General features: G+C 48.6%; 17 protein-coding genes. 4 read left to right on the plus strand and 13 right to left on the minus strand.

Annotated features, from left to right (window positions below; translation table 11 throughout):
• Window positions 1–123 precede the first annotated feature (123 nt).
• The 7 genes from OGY06_RS05050 to OGY06_RS05080 form a co-directional block, all read right to left on the minus strand.
• Window positions 124–882, minus strand: a complete 759-nt coding sequence (locus OGY06_RS05050; protein WP_043016634.1) for a DeoR/GlpR family DNA-binding transcription regulator — start codon at window positions 880–882, stop codon at window positions 124–126.
• 136 nt (window positions 883–1,018) lie between these two features.
• Entirely contained in the window at window positions 1,019–2,002 is a 984-nt protein-coding gene (gene ydjG, locus OGY06_RS05055) for an NADH-dependent methylglyoxal reductase (RefSeq protein ID WP_003832488.1), read from the minus strand.
• Window positions 2,003–2,011: 9 nt separating this feature from the next.
• Complete coding sequence (locus tag OGY06_RS05060) at window positions 2,012–2,959, minus strand: carbohydrate kinase family protein (RefSeq protein WP_126318370.1); 948 nt, start codon at window positions 2,957–2,959, stop codon at window positions 2,012–2,014.
• Between the two features lie 4 nt (window positions 2,960–2,963).
• The gene (locus OGY06_RS05065) at window positions 2,964–3,800 is read right to left on the minus strand and encodes a ketose-bisphosphate aldolase (RefSeq protein WP_286604870.1); all 837 of its coding nucleotides are present in this window, start codon (window positions 3,798–3,800) and stop codon (window positions 2,964–2,966) included.
• 24 nt (window positions 3,801–3,824) lie between these two features.
• Window positions 3,825–4,868 (minus strand): NAD(P)-dependent alcohol dehydrogenase, encoded by a 1,044-nt coding sequence (locus OGY06_RS05070; protein WP_003832485.1) that lies wholly within the window; start codon window positions 4,866–4,868, stop codon window positions 3,825–3,827.
• A gap of 17 nt (window positions 4,869–4,885) precedes the next feature.
• Window positions 4,886–6,265 carry an MFS transporter gene (locus OGY06_RS05075; protein WP_286604871.1) on the minus strand — a complete coding sequence of 460 codons (1,380 nt, stop codon included), beginning with the start codon at window positions 6,263–6,265 and terminating at the stop codon, window positions 4,886–4,888.
• Between the two features lie 26 nt (window positions 6,266–6,291).
• On the minus strand, window positions 6,292–7,368 hold the full coding sequence (locus OGY06_RS05080; protein ID WP_267394101.1) for a zinc-binding dehydrogenase: 1,077 nt from the start codon (window positions 7,366–7,368) through the stop codon (window positions 6,292–6,294).
• Window positions 7,369–7,664: 296 nt separating this feature from the next.
• Here OGY06_RS05080 and chiD point away from each other — a divergent pair, with 296 nt between their 5' ends.
• Complete coding sequence (gene chiD / locus OGY06_RS05085; RefSeq protein WP_126318376.1) at window positions 7,665–8,918, plus strand: chitinase ChiD; 1,254 nt, start codon at window positions 7,665–7,667, stop codon at window positions 8,916–8,918.
• 92 nt (window positions 8,919–9,010) lie between these two features.
• Window positions 9,011–9,355 carry an HNH nuclease YajD gene (gene yajD / locus OGY06_RS05090; protein ID WP_003832478.1) on the plus strand — a complete coding sequence of 115 codons (345 nt, stop codon included), beginning with the start codon at window positions 9,011–9,013 and terminating at the stop codon, window positions 9,353–9,355.
• A 44-nt stretch (window positions 9,356–9,399) separates the two neighbouring features.
• Here the strand turns inward: yajD and OGY06_RS05095 are convergent, their stop codons facing one another.
• Window positions 9,400–9,675: a YeaC family protein gene (locus OGY06_RS05095; RefSeq protein WP_003030693.1), complete on the minus strand. Its 276-nt coding sequence runs from the start codon at window positions 9,673–9,675 to the stop codon at window positions 9,400–9,402.
• Between the two features lie 42 nt (window positions 9,676–9,717).
• Window positions 9,718–10,131: a peptide-methionine (R)-S-oxide reductase MsrB gene (msrB, locus tag OGY06_RS05100; protein ID WP_003832475.1), complete on the minus strand. Its 414-nt coding sequence runs from the start codon at window positions 10,129–10,131 to the stop codon at window positions 9,718–9,720.
• A gap of 341 nt (window positions 10,132–10,472) precedes the next feature.
• On the opposite strand from msrB, the gene gapA reads away from it, so the two are divergent.
• Both gapA and OGY06_RS05110 read left to right on the plus strand, forming a co-directional pair.
• Entirely contained in the window at window positions 10,473–11,468 is a 996-nt protein-coding gene (gapA, locus tag OGY06_RS05105) for a glyceraldehyde-3-phosphate dehydrogenase (protein WP_003030697.1), read from the plus strand.
• 72 nt (window positions 11,469–11,540) lie between these two features.
• Entirely contained in the window at window positions 11,541–12,425 is an 885-nt protein-coding gene (locus OGY06_RS05110; protein WP_286604876.1) for a D-hexose-6-phosphate mutarotase, read from the plus strand.
• Between the two features lie 378 nt (window positions 12,426–12,803).
• Here OGY06_RS05110 and OGY06_RS05115 read toward each other — a convergent pair whose 3' ends face one another.
• From OGY06_RS05115 to OGY06_RS05130, 4 genes are all read right to left on the minus strand, one after another.
• Window positions 12,804–13,658 carry an aldo/keto reductase gene (locus tag OGY06_RS05115; protein WP_126956079.1) on the minus strand — a complete coding sequence of 285 codons (855 nt, stop codon included), beginning with the start codon at window positions 13,656–13,658 and terminating at the stop codon, window positions 12,804–12,806.
• Between the two features lie 179 nt (window positions 13,659–13,837).
• Window positions 13,838–14,188 (minus strand): hypothetical protein, encoded by a 351-nt coding sequence (locus OGY06_RS05120; RefSeq protein WP_003832469.1) that lies wholly within the window; start codon window positions 14,186–14,188, stop codon window positions 13,838–13,840.
• 10 nt (window positions 14,189–14,198) lie between these two features.
• Window positions 14,199–14,441, minus strand: a complete 243-nt coding sequence (locus tag OGY06_RS05125; protein WP_032934433.1) for a hypothetical protein — start codon at window positions 14,439–14,441, stop codon at window positions 14,199–14,201.
• Between the two features lie 581 nt (window positions 14,442–15,022).
• The gene (locus OGY06_RS05130; RefSeq protein ID WP_063941476.1) at window positions 15,023–15,769 is read right to left on the minus strand and encodes a MipA/OmpV family protein; all 747 of its coding nucleotides are present in this window, start codon (window positions 15,767–15,769) and stop codon (window positions 15,023–15,025) included.
• Window positions 15,770–15,845 lie beyond the last annotated feature (76 nt).

A 15,845-nucleotide genomic window follows, 5' to 3' on the forward strand; every position in this document is an offset into this window, starting at 1 on the left:
AGCTAAATAGAAAGTATGACGATCGCGGCAGAAAAATTTTGCCGCGCCATCCATCATCATTAGATTCTTATGGCATTTACCAGGTGCAAACTTAAAATAATATCGACACAACCCTCGTTATAGCTAATAAACGAGTTGAATATTATTCTCTTGGCAAAATGCAATCCACTCTGCACCCGGTGCCTTATTGGTTATTAGGTAATTAATATGGCTAAAGTCCACGAGCTGAACGAAAGCTTTACGGTCAAACTTTGAGTGATCAACTAACAGGGCCACCTCAGTCGCCTGGCGGATCATGGTTTTTTTGATTTCCGCTTCCGCTTCATTAGAATCAAGCGCCCCACTCTGCATATCCAAACCTTTGCAGCTCATCACCATGATATCAACATGATAACGGCTGATAATCTCCTTGGTGATTCTTCCCTGCAGCGACAGCGTATTCTTATTCAGCTCACCGCCGGTAGAAACCACGTTAATTTCTGACTGCGCCAACTCATGAAATGCTTCAGCCGAATTGGTAAGCAACGTCAGATCGTTTCTTTCCTTCAACAGCTTTAATAATTCCATCGCGGTACTGCTGGAGTCGGCAGCCATTGTGGTCTTATTTTTAATAAACGGTAATGCATTACGGGCAATGATCTGCTTTTCTTCGAAGAAAGATTTTGCACGCTTATAAAAATGAATATTGTCGGACAACGCGGTGGTATTGAGCACTGCACCGCCATATGTTCGGGTCAAAAAACCTTCATCTTCCAGTTTTTCAAGATCGCGGCGAATCGTTTCCTCAGTCACCTGAAAGATTGAACTTAAATTAGATACCGCCACTTTCTTATCGTTAGCCACCATTTGCTTAATGGCTTGAATCCTGTCTTTTGCCGCCACGATGACACCTCTGTTTCCTGCAAAGTAATAATAAGACCCTAGTATCTCACAGGCTATGTTTATTTTCAAAAGAACATGTCTGAATCACAGATTTCAATACTTTTTTACGCAGAAACAGAGGTCAATTCTATCCGACTTAATTTATATCCAACGCTTCCGCCATTCGCCTCATCAATAATGAATCATCATCTGTCAGGGGAATGGTTAACGCCTCGACGTTCTCGCGAACCTGTTCAGGTGCGGTTGCACCACTCAGTAAGGTGATCAAATCGCTTTGCTTTAAAATCCACGCCAGAGCTAATGCGGGGATTGTGCAGCGGTATTTTTCACACAGTGGCTGCCACTGCTCTAGCATATCAATCACCCGCAGCATATTTTCCCGCTGAAACCAAACCTTGTTAGCCCGTGCGCCGCCAGGAACATAATCTCGGGCGATAGTACCGGTCAACAACCCCTGCTCAAGCGGTGAATATACCTGCACGATGATGCCATTCTGCTGGCATAGCGGCAGCAGATCAGCTTCCAGCGCCCGGTCAAGAATGCTGTACTTGGCCTGGATGATATCCAGCTCACCGTGTTTGAGATACTCTTTGATATGCCCGGCATCGACGTTCGCCGCACCAATCGAACGGATTTTCCCCTCTTTTTTCAGTGCATTCAGCGTGTCTACGGTTTCCGCAATCGGCGTAAAACAGGGTTCAACCGACTGCCAGTGGGTCATATAGATATCAATACTGTCGATACCCAATCTTTGCAGGCTGGCATCAACCTCCTCACGAATAGACTCAGGCGTGAGGTTTTTATACAGCTGGCGATCGCCCACTTTGTTAAACAGGCTGCCTGTTCGCTCCCAGACGATGCCGCATTTGGTTTCAACAACTACCTCGCTGCGCTGCAGCTTTTTCAGCGCCTGACCGACAATCACTTCACTGTTGCCAAAGTTGTAGCCTGGCGCGGTATCAATCAGATTAATACCGCAGCGATGCGCCTCAACAATGGTATCAATACAAATCTGCAAATCGAGATCGCCATTCCATGCCGGACCGCCGCCAATGGCCCATGTACCTAATCCCATGCGGGAAAGCGTAATATCCGTACTGCCTAAAGGAATCATTTTCATCTGCCGCTATTACCCTTCGTATTCGTCAAGAAGTTGTTCAACCAGCTTTCTGTTCTTCACACCTGTCGTCGCGCCCACGCTCAGTACCGATATTGCCGCCGTTGCATTAGCAAACAGCGCGCAGTCGCGAAGCGGCTTACCTTCAAGCAGCGCGGAGATAAATCCTGAAGCAAAGTTATCCCCCGCGCCGATGGTGTCGATGGCGGTAATCCCCGACACGGCCGGGACTACCATTTTCATATCGACACGTTTGATAAAGCAGCCTCTTTTGCCGGTCTTAATCACGACGGTTTTCACACCACAGTTCAGGAAACTGTCGGCAATCTCATCCAGCGTATCTTTCCCGGTGAGCAGTTTTGCCTCTTCAAAATTGGGAAACAGATAATCCACGTAGCTCAGCGCTTCACGGATGTCGTCCAGCGTTTCATTCAGTCGCGGTTTAATCATATCCGCGCAGATAATGAGCTTATGCGCTTTCGCCTGTGTGAAAATTGCCGTCAGTGCATCACCATCCAACAACGGGCTATTAAAAATACTCGCTAGCGACAGCAGCTTTGCCTGAGAAAAACGGTCGAAATCAACATCGTTTATATTCAGTTTCCATAAACTGCCGTTACGGTTAGTCACAAAGGTGCGTTCGCCATCAGCGGTGACTAAACCTACGTTAATGGAAGTATCAATATCAGCATCCTGCTTCAGGCTTTTAATATCAATATTCTCCCGATGGCAGTGGTCGACAATAAAATAACCGGCTGCATCATTACCTATCCGACTCATTAACGCCGTGCGATGGCCAAGGCGAGAAATAATCGTCGCCTCATTAATAGCGTCACCTCCCGTGGTCATTGCTATTCGTTCTAATGGATAAGAGTCAACATCAAAGATATTTTTACTCACTGGTTGCAAGGGAATATCAACAATTGCCGCCCCTATACAAATAACCTCGATATTATCCATATTGTCATTCCGCTTTACCGTCAGAGCCAAACAGTTTGATTTTCTCCAGCGCGCGCTCTTTTACCGCTTTGCGAACTTCACGCTCAACGTGCAGGAACGGCTGATTCTGGTTCTCCTGCACCGCCGCCATTGCCGCCTGGCACAGTTCGGTATGAATATTGATTTTCGAAATACCTAATGAAATGGCTTTTTTGATATCCGCATCGCTAATGCCGGACGCGCCGTGCAGCACCAGCGGAACGGATACCGCCTCGCGCACGCGTTTGACCACATCGAAATTCAGTTTCGGCTCAGAGGTATAAACGCCGTGCTGGTTACCAATCGCCACCGCCAGAGAATCGCAGCCGGTACGCTCGACAAATTCCGCCGCCTGACTCGGGTCGGTATAGTGATAGCCCGCCAGCGCTTCTTCATAAACCGTTTCATTCCCCACGTGGCCCAGCTCCGCCTCAACCGGAATACCCAACGGATGGAAGAAGTCCACCGCCTCTTTAGTCAGGCGAATATTCTCTTCGAAATCAAAAGCGGAGGCATCGCGCATCAGTGAATTCATGCCGTGAGTCCAGGCGTTATGAATAATTTCCATGCTGCGCCCGTGATCCCAATGGGTAATAACCGGCACCGAGGCTTTTTTCGCTATCGAAACCATCATATGTGAAAAATCTTCAAACGAGGTATTACCCACAAAACCGGTGCCGAATGAGATAATCACCGGCGATTTAGACTCTTCCGCCGCATCCATCACCCCCATTAACATTTCCGCATTCCACACGTTAAAGTGGGCAATCGCATAATGTTTATTCTGGGCATCATTTTCCCAATATTTAATATCTGCCAGCATAGTTGTTTCTCCCTCTTCAATAAATTAATGGTTAACTTTAATAACGCCTTTGATAATTTCACGTTTGTTGTTAACTGACTCATCAAACGCGCGCTGAACATCTTCATAATCATAAATATGCGTCACCATCGACTTGACATCGAAACGCCCGGAGGAAATGGCTTCAATAGTGACCGGATAGCGGTTGGCGTAACGGAAAACAGTCTGAATGGAGACTTCACGGTTAATTTTGAGGAAATTAATTGCCGAATCACCAGGAACCGTCCCAACGATCATGATTTTCCCACCGCGCATCACCAGGTACGGAGCCTGCTTAACGGTGATTGCCGAGCCGGCAGTTTCAAAAACAATGTCAGCCCCCATATCGCCGGAAAACTGCTGACAGCGGGCAACGGTGTCCTCTTTCGCCCCGTTGATCACAGTCGTCGCGCCAAGCTGCTCGGCCATGGCCAGACGCTTTTCCAGGACATCAACAACGGCGATGTCGGTAGCACCCAAACATTTACAGGCTTGCAGGGTCATTAAACCAATACAGCCCGCCCCCAAAATGACGATTTTCTTGCCCGGTTTAACGTCCGCCAGCATTGCGGCATGCATCCCTACCGCCGCAGGCTCTACCAGCGCGCCTTCCATGGTGTCCATGTTATCGGGCAGCTTGTAAGTGAAGCTCTCCGGATGGCACAGATAGTGGGTTAGCGCGCCGCGATAATTAGGCTGCGTGGCCATAAAGTCGACATCAGGACAGATGTTGTATTTGCCCTCCAGACAGTAGCGGCAGTGACCGCACGGCACGCCGGGTTCAATGTTCACCCGGTCGCCCGGTTTAAATTTACTGACGCGATTTCCTACCGCCACCACCGTACCGGCACATTCATGTCCGAGGCCAATTTCCTGGTTCGGGTCTTTTGGCGGAATGAAGGGACCTGATTCGAAACCGTGAACATCTGAACCGCAAATACCTACGTATTCAATTTTGATCAGTACTTCATGCTCTTTGGGTACCGGGATATCGGCGGCAATAATTTTCATCGTGCCCGGCGTTTTTAATATCGCTTTTGAATTTTTCATTTTATTTCCCATCAATATTATTTGCTGGTAACTGCATCAATACCGAGACTTTCGACAGAGACGCCTTTGGTTTCAATTCCGATGGTAGCAATGGCGACAGCGACAATAATGGAGACCGCACCCAGCAGTACAAATACACCCGTCACTCCATAACCGTTAAGCAATACCGCGACCGCATAAGGCGCGGCGATACCGCTGATTCGCCCTACCCCATTCGCCAGACCAGAACCGCGAAGTTTCGCTTCGGTCGGCCATATTTCCGGAACATAGACTGCCGAGGCGTAACAAACGTACATATAGACAAAAGTAATCAGGAAGAAACCAATTAGCGTAATCAGTAGCATGCTGGTTTGCAGTGAATAGATATATCCCAGCACGGCAATTAACACTAATAATCCCACACCCATTGTCTTTCTGGGAATTTTATCCATTGCCAGCATGGCGATAAAAATCCCAAACGGCGCGCCGAACATACTCATGGTATTTAAGACAATGGAGTCTTTCAGATTAATACCCTGAGTCATAAATATTGTCGGTAGCCAATTAATTAAGGTGTACTGGACGACGTTCATGGCAATCAGGACAAAGGAACCTAAAATAACGCGCTTGAGTAACACACCCGTTAATAAGGCCGAGTAAGGAACTGTGCGCGGGGCTTTGCCGTCATCTTCAAATACCACAGGCGGCAGTGGCTTGCCGGTCTGCTGAACAACCCCTTCTTCAATGGCCCGCATCACCTTTTCAGCTTCGGCGTAGCGTCCGCGGGATTCCAGCCAACGAGGCGACTCTGGGAAACTACACCAGGCAATAACTGTCGCCACAAGCGACAGTACGGCCGGGATCAGCAACTGCACGCGCCAGTTCCATTCGGCGCTGATTAACGGCGTCAATCCCATCGCGATCAGCGAACAGAGCGGATAAGACCAGTTACCGATAAACGAGACCCGGCTTGACCAGGTGCCGCGATTTCTGCCTGGCATATATTCGGTGAACCCGGCAAACAGAGTCACCAACAGCGCGCCTAATCCAACTCCCATTACAAAACGGCAGGCGATCAGGAAAGTCATATTGGGTGAAAACGCGCCAACGATCATAGAAATAATATGAATCGCTTCATACAAAATAAATGCGTTTTTACGTCCGGTTTTATCGCCGATAATTCCCCCACCGAGCGCGCCGAGAAACATTCCCGCCGTCGTAATGGCAGAAAACGTGGCGGTGGTGGAATTATCGGTCCAACCTAGCTCTTTTAACTGCGCGAGAATTAATCCGCCAACGGCATTACTCCAACAAACCAGTAATCCAAAGGCAACCATCGCAAACATCGACGTGTGCCAACGGCAGTCAGGTAGCCTGTCCAGCCTGGCGCCGCAGTGCGGTTTTGCTATTTGTTCCATGCGATAACGTCCTTTTAATAAACATGTTATTCATCAAAGTCGTAAGTCATGATGACTTTAATCGCGGTTTTATCGACCATGGCGTCAAACCCTTCGCGCCATTGCGACAGGCCGATACGGTGAGTGATCATCGGTTTAACGTTGATTGCGCCGCTGGCCAGCAGGCGTATAGCATTGCGCCAGGATGTGGAATCGTAGGCCATATGGCCAATGATGCTTTTATTCCACGCGGTGATATCGTTGATGGAGAAATCGAGAGGTTTAAAGCCCATACCGACGCGAACGACTTCACCATTCGGGCGCAGCATTTCGATCGATTGTTTTAGGGCGATATTGGCACCAGAGCATTCGATGACCAGCCCCAGATTGTCTTTACCGCAGATTTCCTGGCAGCGTGCAACCACATCTTCGGTCGAACCGTTAACGACAGCTGTCGCACCCAGCTCTTTGGCGATCGGGAAGCGTACGGCAACATCCTCTTCCAGCCCGACCATCACAATATTAACGGCCCCCATAATGCGCGCCATTTGAACGGAAAAGAGTCCTAATGGACCGGTACCAAAGACCACCACATCCTGGCCTGGAAGAAATTTGGATTGCTGAGCGATAGATTTGTAGGCATTGCATATAGGATCCAGTACAGCCGCCTCTTCATAATCTACCTCTGCCGGGATTTCCCACAGAGCATGGCGGTGAATTTTGAGTATTTCCCCAGGGACCAGACAATATTTAGAAAACCCACCGCCCCAGGTATTGTTGTCCAGACCTAAATTCACCTTTTCTGTACAACAAAGAAAATCGCCCTGTTCACAGGCCGGACAAACGCCGCAAACGTGCCCGCTGTTGTCAGACACAACTCGCTGTCCCACCTTCCAGTCCTTAACCTTGTCGCCAACCTGCACAATTTGACCCGCAAATTCATGACCACGAATCGAATTAAACTGCTCGGATCCACTGTCGACATTGTAGTGTTTCATGTCAGCGCCGCAGATAGCAGCAGCCTTAATTTCAATCACAACGTCATCCGGACCACATACCGGTTCCGGAACATCAATCATCTTATAGCCGCCAAAGGCCTTGCCAAATCTTGCCAGTGCTTTCATGGAATTTTCCTTTGTGTTTAGTTTTGCATCAGTGACCATCATACTTATCCATATAATTTTTGAGGTCAACACCAAATCTTTAAAACACAGATTTTGATCTGTATTTCACAACCAAGATCACAAATAAATGCAAAGTTGAACTGAAACCCAAGTGAACGTGGCTGCCGCTTCGCTAAAATGGCGTGAACCCCTTCGCATTTTTCCTGTTATGAAACTGTTAACCTGTGGGTGCTGTTTTTTTCGCCACGCCATTTCCGTGGCGTGTTTGCTTGTTTAAATGTCAAAGAGGAACACCGATGAAACTATTGCCTTTGTTGGCAGCACTACCCCTGCTCTGCGCCAGCGTTGTTTCCGCCAGTTCACTGATGTCAGTTGGCTACTTTAATGGTGGCGGCGACGTCACTGCCGGTCCCGGTGGCGACATCAATAAACTGGATGTTCGCCAGATAACCCATCTCAACTATTCGTTTGGCCTTGTCTATAACAACGAAAAAGACGAGACCAATGACGCCTTAAAAGACGCCAGCAAACTGCATCAGATTTGGCTTTCACAGAAAGTGCAGGATGATTTGCTGAAAATTCCACAGCTGCGTAAACAAAATCCAAACCTGAAAGTTTTGCTTTCCGTCGGCGGTTGGGGAGCGCGTGGATTCTCTGGCGCGGCAGCAACGAAGGAAACACGCGCAGTGTTTATTCAGTCTGCGCAGGAGATAATTGCGAAATATGGTCTGGATGGCATCGATCTCGACTGGGAATATCCGGTTAACGGCGCCTGGGGACTGGTCGAAAGCCAACCGGCTGACCGCGCTAACTTCACCGCGCTATTAACAGAGCTGCGCGCCGCATTGGGGCATAAAAAACTGCTGACCATCGCCGTGGGCGCAAATGCAGAAAGTCCGAAAAGCTGGGTGGATGTCAAAGCCATTGCACCATCGCTCGACTACATCAACCTGATGACCTACGACATGGCTTACGGCACCCAATATTTCAACTCGAACCTGTATGATTCGACGCAATGGCCGACGGTCGCCGCAGCGGATAAGTACAGCGCCGATTTTGTGGTCAATAACTATCTCGCCGCCGGTCTGAAACCGAGTCAAATGAATCTGGGCATTGGCTTTTATGGCCGCGTACCAAAACGCGCCGTTGAGCCAGGTATTGACTGGAGCAAACCTGACGCGCAGAAAAACCCGGCTACCCAGCCCTATTTCGAGTCAGCTCAAATTGAGTTGTTCAAATCACTGGGCATCGACCTGAGCAAAGATACCTACGTGAAGTACAACGATATTGTGGCGAAGTTGATTAACGATCCGCAAAAACGCTTTAGCCAACATTGGGATGATGAAGCGAAAGTGCCGTGGCTGTCGGTACAGTCTGCGGATGGAAAAAAACTCTTTGCCCTCTCCTATGAAAACCCGCGTTCAGTGGCGATCAAAGCCGACTACATCAAAAGCAAAGGGTTGGCAGGCGCCATGTTCTGGGAGTACGGCGCAGATGACAATAATCAGTTGGCGAAGCAGTTAGCCGATTCGTTAGGCATCAAACACTGATCCCAACACCTGACACAATAGGTTATGATTAACGCATTCCGCTGCGCCAGCTTTTGGCGCAGCTCTTCATTTCTACTGGAGGCATGAGCTTTATGGCTTTTATCCCTAAAAATTACGCCCGTCTGGAAGTCGGTTACCGGGAAAAGGCGCTTAAACTCTTTCCCTGGGTCTGCGGACGTTGTTCCCGTGAGTTCGTGTATTCAAATTTGCGCGAGTTGACGGTACACCATATCGATCACGATCACTCGAATAACCCGGAAGATGGTAGCAACTGGGAAATGTTGTGCCTATACTGCCACGATCACGAACATTCCAAATATACGGAAGCGGACCAGTATGGTTCAACGGTGGTTGCAGGAGAAGATGCGCAAAAGGCCGTAGGCGAAGCGAAATACAACCCATTCGCCGATCTGAAGGCGATGATGAACAAGAAATAATATCAACTGCAGGCCCGACACAGATGTTTGCCGGGCCTGGGTAATCAGGATTTAAACGTCGCAATCGGTTCTGGCGTAATACCAAACTCAACCTTCAACTGCTGCTTGCTCTTCATAACCATCTCACCATTGGTATCAATCGTCATATGCTGTGCGTCAATATTGTTTCGCGCCTGCCATAACATCACCAGCTGTAAGCTATTCTCTTTTTGTTCTGCCGTTAGCGCTACGCCATCCGGCCATTTCCCTAGCTCAACGGCAGTCGATAAGCGCTGATAAACTTCCGGCGTCATGCTGTTGATCATCTCATCAAGATTCATGTTAAATCCACTCTCCGTAGAATAATTTGCTGAATCGTTTCTTCAACCCTTGGTTTGCTCACCGTTTTCACCATCGGTGAAGTTCAAAGACGCTGAGTTAACGCAGTACCGTTCACCGGTAGGTTTCGGACCATCCGGGAAGACGTGTCCCAGGTGCGCATCACAGTTTCCGCAGCGGATTTCAATGCGCTGCATGCCGTGTGACGTATCTTTTATGTAACGGATAGCCTCATCGCTGACAGGCTCGTAAAAGCTGGGCCAGCCGCAGCCAGAGTCATATTTTGTCTCGGAACGAAATAGCGGATTGTCGCAGATCAAACAGTGGTAGATGCCGTCACGCTTGTTATGTAGCAAACGTCCGGTAAATGGCGGTTCTGTCCCATGATTCTGCGTTACGTAGAACTGCATTTCGGTTAAATTTTTTTTCAGTTCTTCTGGAGAAGGTTGATTAGCCATTTGCTCACATCTCGCTTTATCTAAACTCACATCGCGAGACAGATTCTAACAAAACATTAACACCGGAGTGCGAACTTTTGTTCTAAACTTGATCCTTGCGAAATGGCAGCCTGCAATTCGTGATCAGAATCACGTTTTTATCTTGATTGCCCTTTAAAATTCGGGCCGCCGACCCCATGTGGTTTCAAGCCCAAAGGAAGAGTGAGGCGAGTCAGTTGCGCAAAGCTTAGGCAGCAGATTGATTTGTCGCAATGATTGACACGATTCCGCTTGACGCTGCGTAAGGTTTTTGTAATTTTACAGGCAACCTTTTATTCACTAACAAATAGCTGGTGGAATATATGACTATCAAAGTAGGTATCAACGGTTTTGGCCGTATCGGTCGCATTGTTTTCCGTGCTGCTCAAGAACGCTCTGACATCGAGATCGTTGCAATCAACGACCTGTTAGACGCTGACTACATGGCTTACATGCTGAAATATGACTCCACTCACGGCCGTTTCAATGGTACCGTTGAAGTGAAAGACGGTCATCTGATCGTAAACGGTAAAAAAATCCGTGTTACCGCTGAACGTGATCCGGCTAACCTGAAATGGGACGAAGTTGGTGTTGACGTAGTAGCTGAAGCTACTGGCCTGTTCCTGACAGATGAAACCGCTCGTAAGCACATCACTGCTGGCGCGAAAAAAGTGGTTCTGACTGGTCCGTCCAAAGATAACACTCCGATGTTTGTTAAAGGCGCTAACTTTGACAAATACGAAGGTCAGGACATCGTTTCTAACGCTTCCTGCACCACTAACTGCCTGGCTCCGCTGGCTAAAGTTATCAACGACAACTTCGGCATCATCGAAGGTCTGATGACTACTGTTCACGCGACCACCGCTACTCAGAAAACCGTTGATGGCCCGTCTCACAAAGACTGGCGCGGCGGCCGCGGCGCATCCCAGAACATCATCCCGTCCTCTACCGGTGCAGCTAAAGCTGTAGGTAAAGTACTGCCAGAACTGAACGGCAAACTGACTGGTATGGCGTTCCGCGTTCCTACCCCGAACGTATCCGTTGTTGACCTGACTGTTCGTCTGGAAAAAGCTGCTTCTTACGAAGAAATTAAGAAAGCAATCAAAGCTGCTTCCGAAGGCCCGATGAAAGGCGTTCTGGGTTACACCGAAGACGACGTAGTATCTACCGATTTCAACGGTGAAGTTTGCACTTCCGTGTTCGATGCTAAAGCTGGTATCGCACTGAACGACAACTTCGTGAAACTGGTATCCTGGTACGACAACGAAACCGGCTACTCCAACAAAGTTCTGGACCTGATTGCACACATCTCCAAATAAGTTGAGATGAAACAGTAATCTGTAAGAGCGACTCAGGTCGCTCTTTTTTTTGCCTGAAGAAAGGATTGCGTAATGATTAATAAAATTTTTGCACTTCCGGTAATCGAACAAATTACCCCTGTCCTCTCCCGCCGTCAGCTTGATGAGCTTGAGGTTCTTGTTGTCGATCACCCACAGGTTAAAGCTTCTTTCGCACTGCAGGGCGCACATCTTCTTTCCTGGAAACCAAATGGTGAAGAGGAAGTCCTGTGGCTAAGTAATAATACCCCGTTTAAAACCGGCGTAGCGCTGCGTGGCGGCGTACCAATTTGCTGGCCGTGGTTTGGTCCGGCTGCTCAGCAGGGCCTGCCTTCGCATGGTTTTGCCCGCAATCTGCCATGGACGCTGAAAGCTCACAACGAAGACGACAATGGCGTGGTGCTGACGTTTGAACTGCAGAGCAACGCTGAAACGCATCAGCTTTGGCCACACGAGTTTTGCCTGCTGGCCCGCTTCAAAGTGGGAGCCACCTGTGAGATGGAGCTGGAAGCTCATGGTGAGTTTGAAACCACCTCGGCACTGCATACCTATTTCAACGTTGGTGACATTGCGGCAGTGAAAGTCAGTGGTCTTGGCGATCGCCTGATCGATAAAGTCAATGATGCTAAAGAAGATGTGCTGGCTGATGGTATCCAGACCTTCCCGGACCGCACCGATCGCGTTTATCTGAATCCGGAAGCGTGTAGCGTGATTCATGATGATGCGTTGAATCGCAATATCGACGTTGTCCATCACCACCACCTGAATGTCGTGGGCTGGAACCCTGGCCCGGCGCTGTCCGTCAGCATGGGCGACATGCCGGATGATGGCTACAAAACGTTTGTTTGTGTAGAAACGGCTTACGCGACCGCTCCGCAGAAAACCACCGAAGAAAAACCATCTCGCCTCGCGCAGACTATTCGTGTAGCTAAACGCTAACACAGCTCTGCGCACCGTGCCGGATGCGGCTAACGCCTTATCCGGCCTACAAACTACACGCAGCCGTAGGCCTGATAAGCACAGCGCAACAGGCAGTTCCGCGCACCGTGCCGGATGTGGCTAACGCCTTATCCGGCCTACAAACTACATGCAGCCATAGGCCTGATAAGCACAGCGCATCAGGCAGTTCCGCGCACCATGCCGGATGCTGCCAACGCCTTATCCGGTCTACAAACTACACGCAGCCGCAGGTCTGATAAGCACAGCGCATCAGGCAGTTCCGCGCACCGTGCCGGATGTGGCTAACGCCTTATCCGGCCTATAAACTACACGCAGCCGTAGGCCTGATAAGCTGTGGGAACATCGGCATTTGGCAAATCAGGCCATATCCAGCGCGGTTTTACCTTTTGGCGCCGGATACGCCTTATCTAACTGCTTCAACTCATCTACAGAGAGCGTTATCTCCAGCGCGGCGGCATTTTGTTCGACATGCGCTACGCTTGCGGCTTTCGGAATTGCTATTACACCCGACTGGCGAATCACCCATGCCAGCAAAATCTGCGCAGCGCTAACATTGTGCGCGTGCGCGATGTCATTCACCACAGAGTTAGAAAGCAAATCGCCACGCAGTCGTCCCGCCTGGGCCAGCGGACTGTATGCCATGACCGGCATCTGCTGCTGCTGGCACCACGGCAGTAAATCATATTCAATACCGCGCGAGGCTAAATGATAAAGCACCTGATTAGTTGCACACTCTCGTCCACCGGGTACCTGCCATAACGCCTGCATATCATCATAATCGAGATTCGAGACGCCCCAACGGCAGATTTTCCCCTGCGCAATCAGTGTTTCCATGGCATCGACGGTCTCTGCAAATGAAAAATCGCCCATCCAGTGCAGCAAATAGAGATCCAGATAATCAGTTTTCAGTCGACGCAGGCTCGCTTCGCAGGCGGCAATGGCTTTCTGTCCGCCGGCATTCCATGGGTAAACTTTCGAGACTAAAAAAGCGCTATCACGCCGCCCCGTTAATGCTTCACCCACTACCTCCTCCGCTGCACCATCAGCGTACATTTCTGCGGTATCAATCAATCGCAGGCCTAGATCCAGTCCGGCCTGCAGCGCAGACACTTCATCCCGGCGTCGGCTTGGATCCTCGCCCATGTACCATGTTCCCTGCCCAATAGCAGGAAGCGATACCTGGTTTGTAAACGTCACCTGTTTCGCTGTCATCGCACCCTCCTGTGTTAATGCACCACAGTAAAGCAAAACAACGCGCATGTGTCCTGTTAGGGTGCACAAATTGCACCATCATGGATTGGAAACCGATCGTTAAGGCGAGCGAAATAAAAAGCCCGGGAACAGCAGATGTTCCCGGGCCGAAATAATACAAAATCTTAACTACGAAGTGGTTATTTTAACCGACCTAGATATTTTCCCTCTTTCATGGCGTTGATTTTTCCGTTTTTATAGACGATGACGGAAATCAAACCTGCGCTATAAGACTGAGCTTCTGCACTATTCTCATCATTTGCCGCAGGTTTGCCATTAATATAAGCAATGCCATCAGCACCACGTTTAAAGTCCACTCCAAGTTTATTCACATGCACGGGCGTGATTTTACTGGCGTGTACCGGAGCATTCGCGTCACTGACCATGGTTTTATGTTCATGCTGTAACTGCTGGCGGTAAGCCTCGCTAATGGCATACGCAGGTGCAGCAGAGGAAGCCACCAACGCAGCGATAATAATTAATTTTTTCATACGTTACACCTTAATACTTATCGTGTTTGTGGTGATGGCTGGAATTAGTATCATTTGTGCCATACACGTTTTGCGCGTTTTCCATAGCCTGTTTTTCAGCGGCAGCATTGATTGTCGCCTGACGGTTTTGCTCCGCAACATAACAGGCATCACGGCTCACACCCTTACTTTCGCAAGCATTCATGCGTGAAGCCTCGGTAGAACAACCAGCCAGAATCCCGCCCATCACAGCTATCATGATTAACTTTTTCATTATATATACCAGGTTTATTCTCAAAATATCCACATGGCGTATTATATTTAATGCCATGAAGAGTTGCTGTCGCTACTTTAAAGTTTACTTAATATCTGCAATGGAATATTTAATGTCAATTTAAATTTTTTCAGATAAACACCTAAAGATGTAAAATTAAAATCAATCGATTAATTTTTGTTTTTTTCACATGAAAGTTAACTTTCGCCATGAGATAAACATGCTAAAAGAGTTATCAATAATTTTCATTGCGCTTAACAATAAGAAAATTACGCTTACCTCGATCGTAAATTTTAGTATTATCAACGCATTGAATAGCTACAAACCATTACTTTATGACAATGATTTGCTAAACCATCACGACTTTATTTCGTTCAAAAATGAATAGATAACAGGCTAATAAAATAGCAAGTATATTTTTAGTAACAGCGACAGGAATAATACGTTAAAAATTCGTTGTAGCCTGACAGAATGCCAAAACAGCACAAAAAATCAAATTTCATGTTTTAGATCAATATTCATCTCCGTCAAGCACAAAAAAGCCCGCACTGATGCGGGCTAGTGTTTGACGCGCATTAGTATCAGAACTTGTAGGTTACACCCACCGAGAAGATGCCAGACCAGGACTTATCGACCATCGGGCTGTCTTTCACTTCATCACTCAAACGCACATAACGGCCAGTGCCGTATACGTTCCAGTTGCCAAGGAAGTTATAGCTCGCGGTCAACTCCAGGTACGGATCCCATCCATCGTCAGCGTTGTAGCTTTTCAGACCACTGCGGCGAGACTCGTGATTGGACACGCCATAATAATAGTCGTTGTAGTTTTCGCTGCTGTACTGCACACCGATACCCGGCGTCAGAGTCAGCCCACCATTAGTGTAACGGTAGAGCCAGGCCAGATCCCAGATAAAGCCGTTGCTGTTATCCAGAGTATCACCCGCCAGTGCAGTACGCAGGAAACCATACTGGGTGTTATGTACATACGAGAGGCCAGCCATCATGCTGCTTTTACGCTTGTCGAGTTGGCGCAAAGCATGGCTATCGCTATCACCTGGCTTGAAATGCGTCGGATCATAGTACGCCATGATGGAAAGCTTATCTGTCGTGTCATTCCACAAATAGTAACCGCCACCCAAGCCGTGGAACCACACATTATCGCCTTCATAGGTGACAACCGGAACAGGGTAAACATCGCGGTCATACTGTTTGTATGGGCTGTTAATCACGCCGACACCCGCGCCAACAGTCCACTGGCTTTCAGCCTGTGCGGTGCTAACTGCGGTTGCGGCAAGGACGCTAAGTGCCAGAAGTTTGAGTTTGGTCACAATCCATAATTCCTTATTCAAATGTGTAGCGGTCAAAGTGTAACCGCCAATACGCTTCAGCCCAACTATTTTACGT

Source organism: Citrobacter sp. Cpo147 (genome assembly GCF_030332405.1).
Taxonomy (GTDB): Bacteria; Pseudomonadota; Gammaproteobacteria; order Enterobacterales; family Enterobacteriaceae; genus Citrobacter; species Citrobacter portucalensis.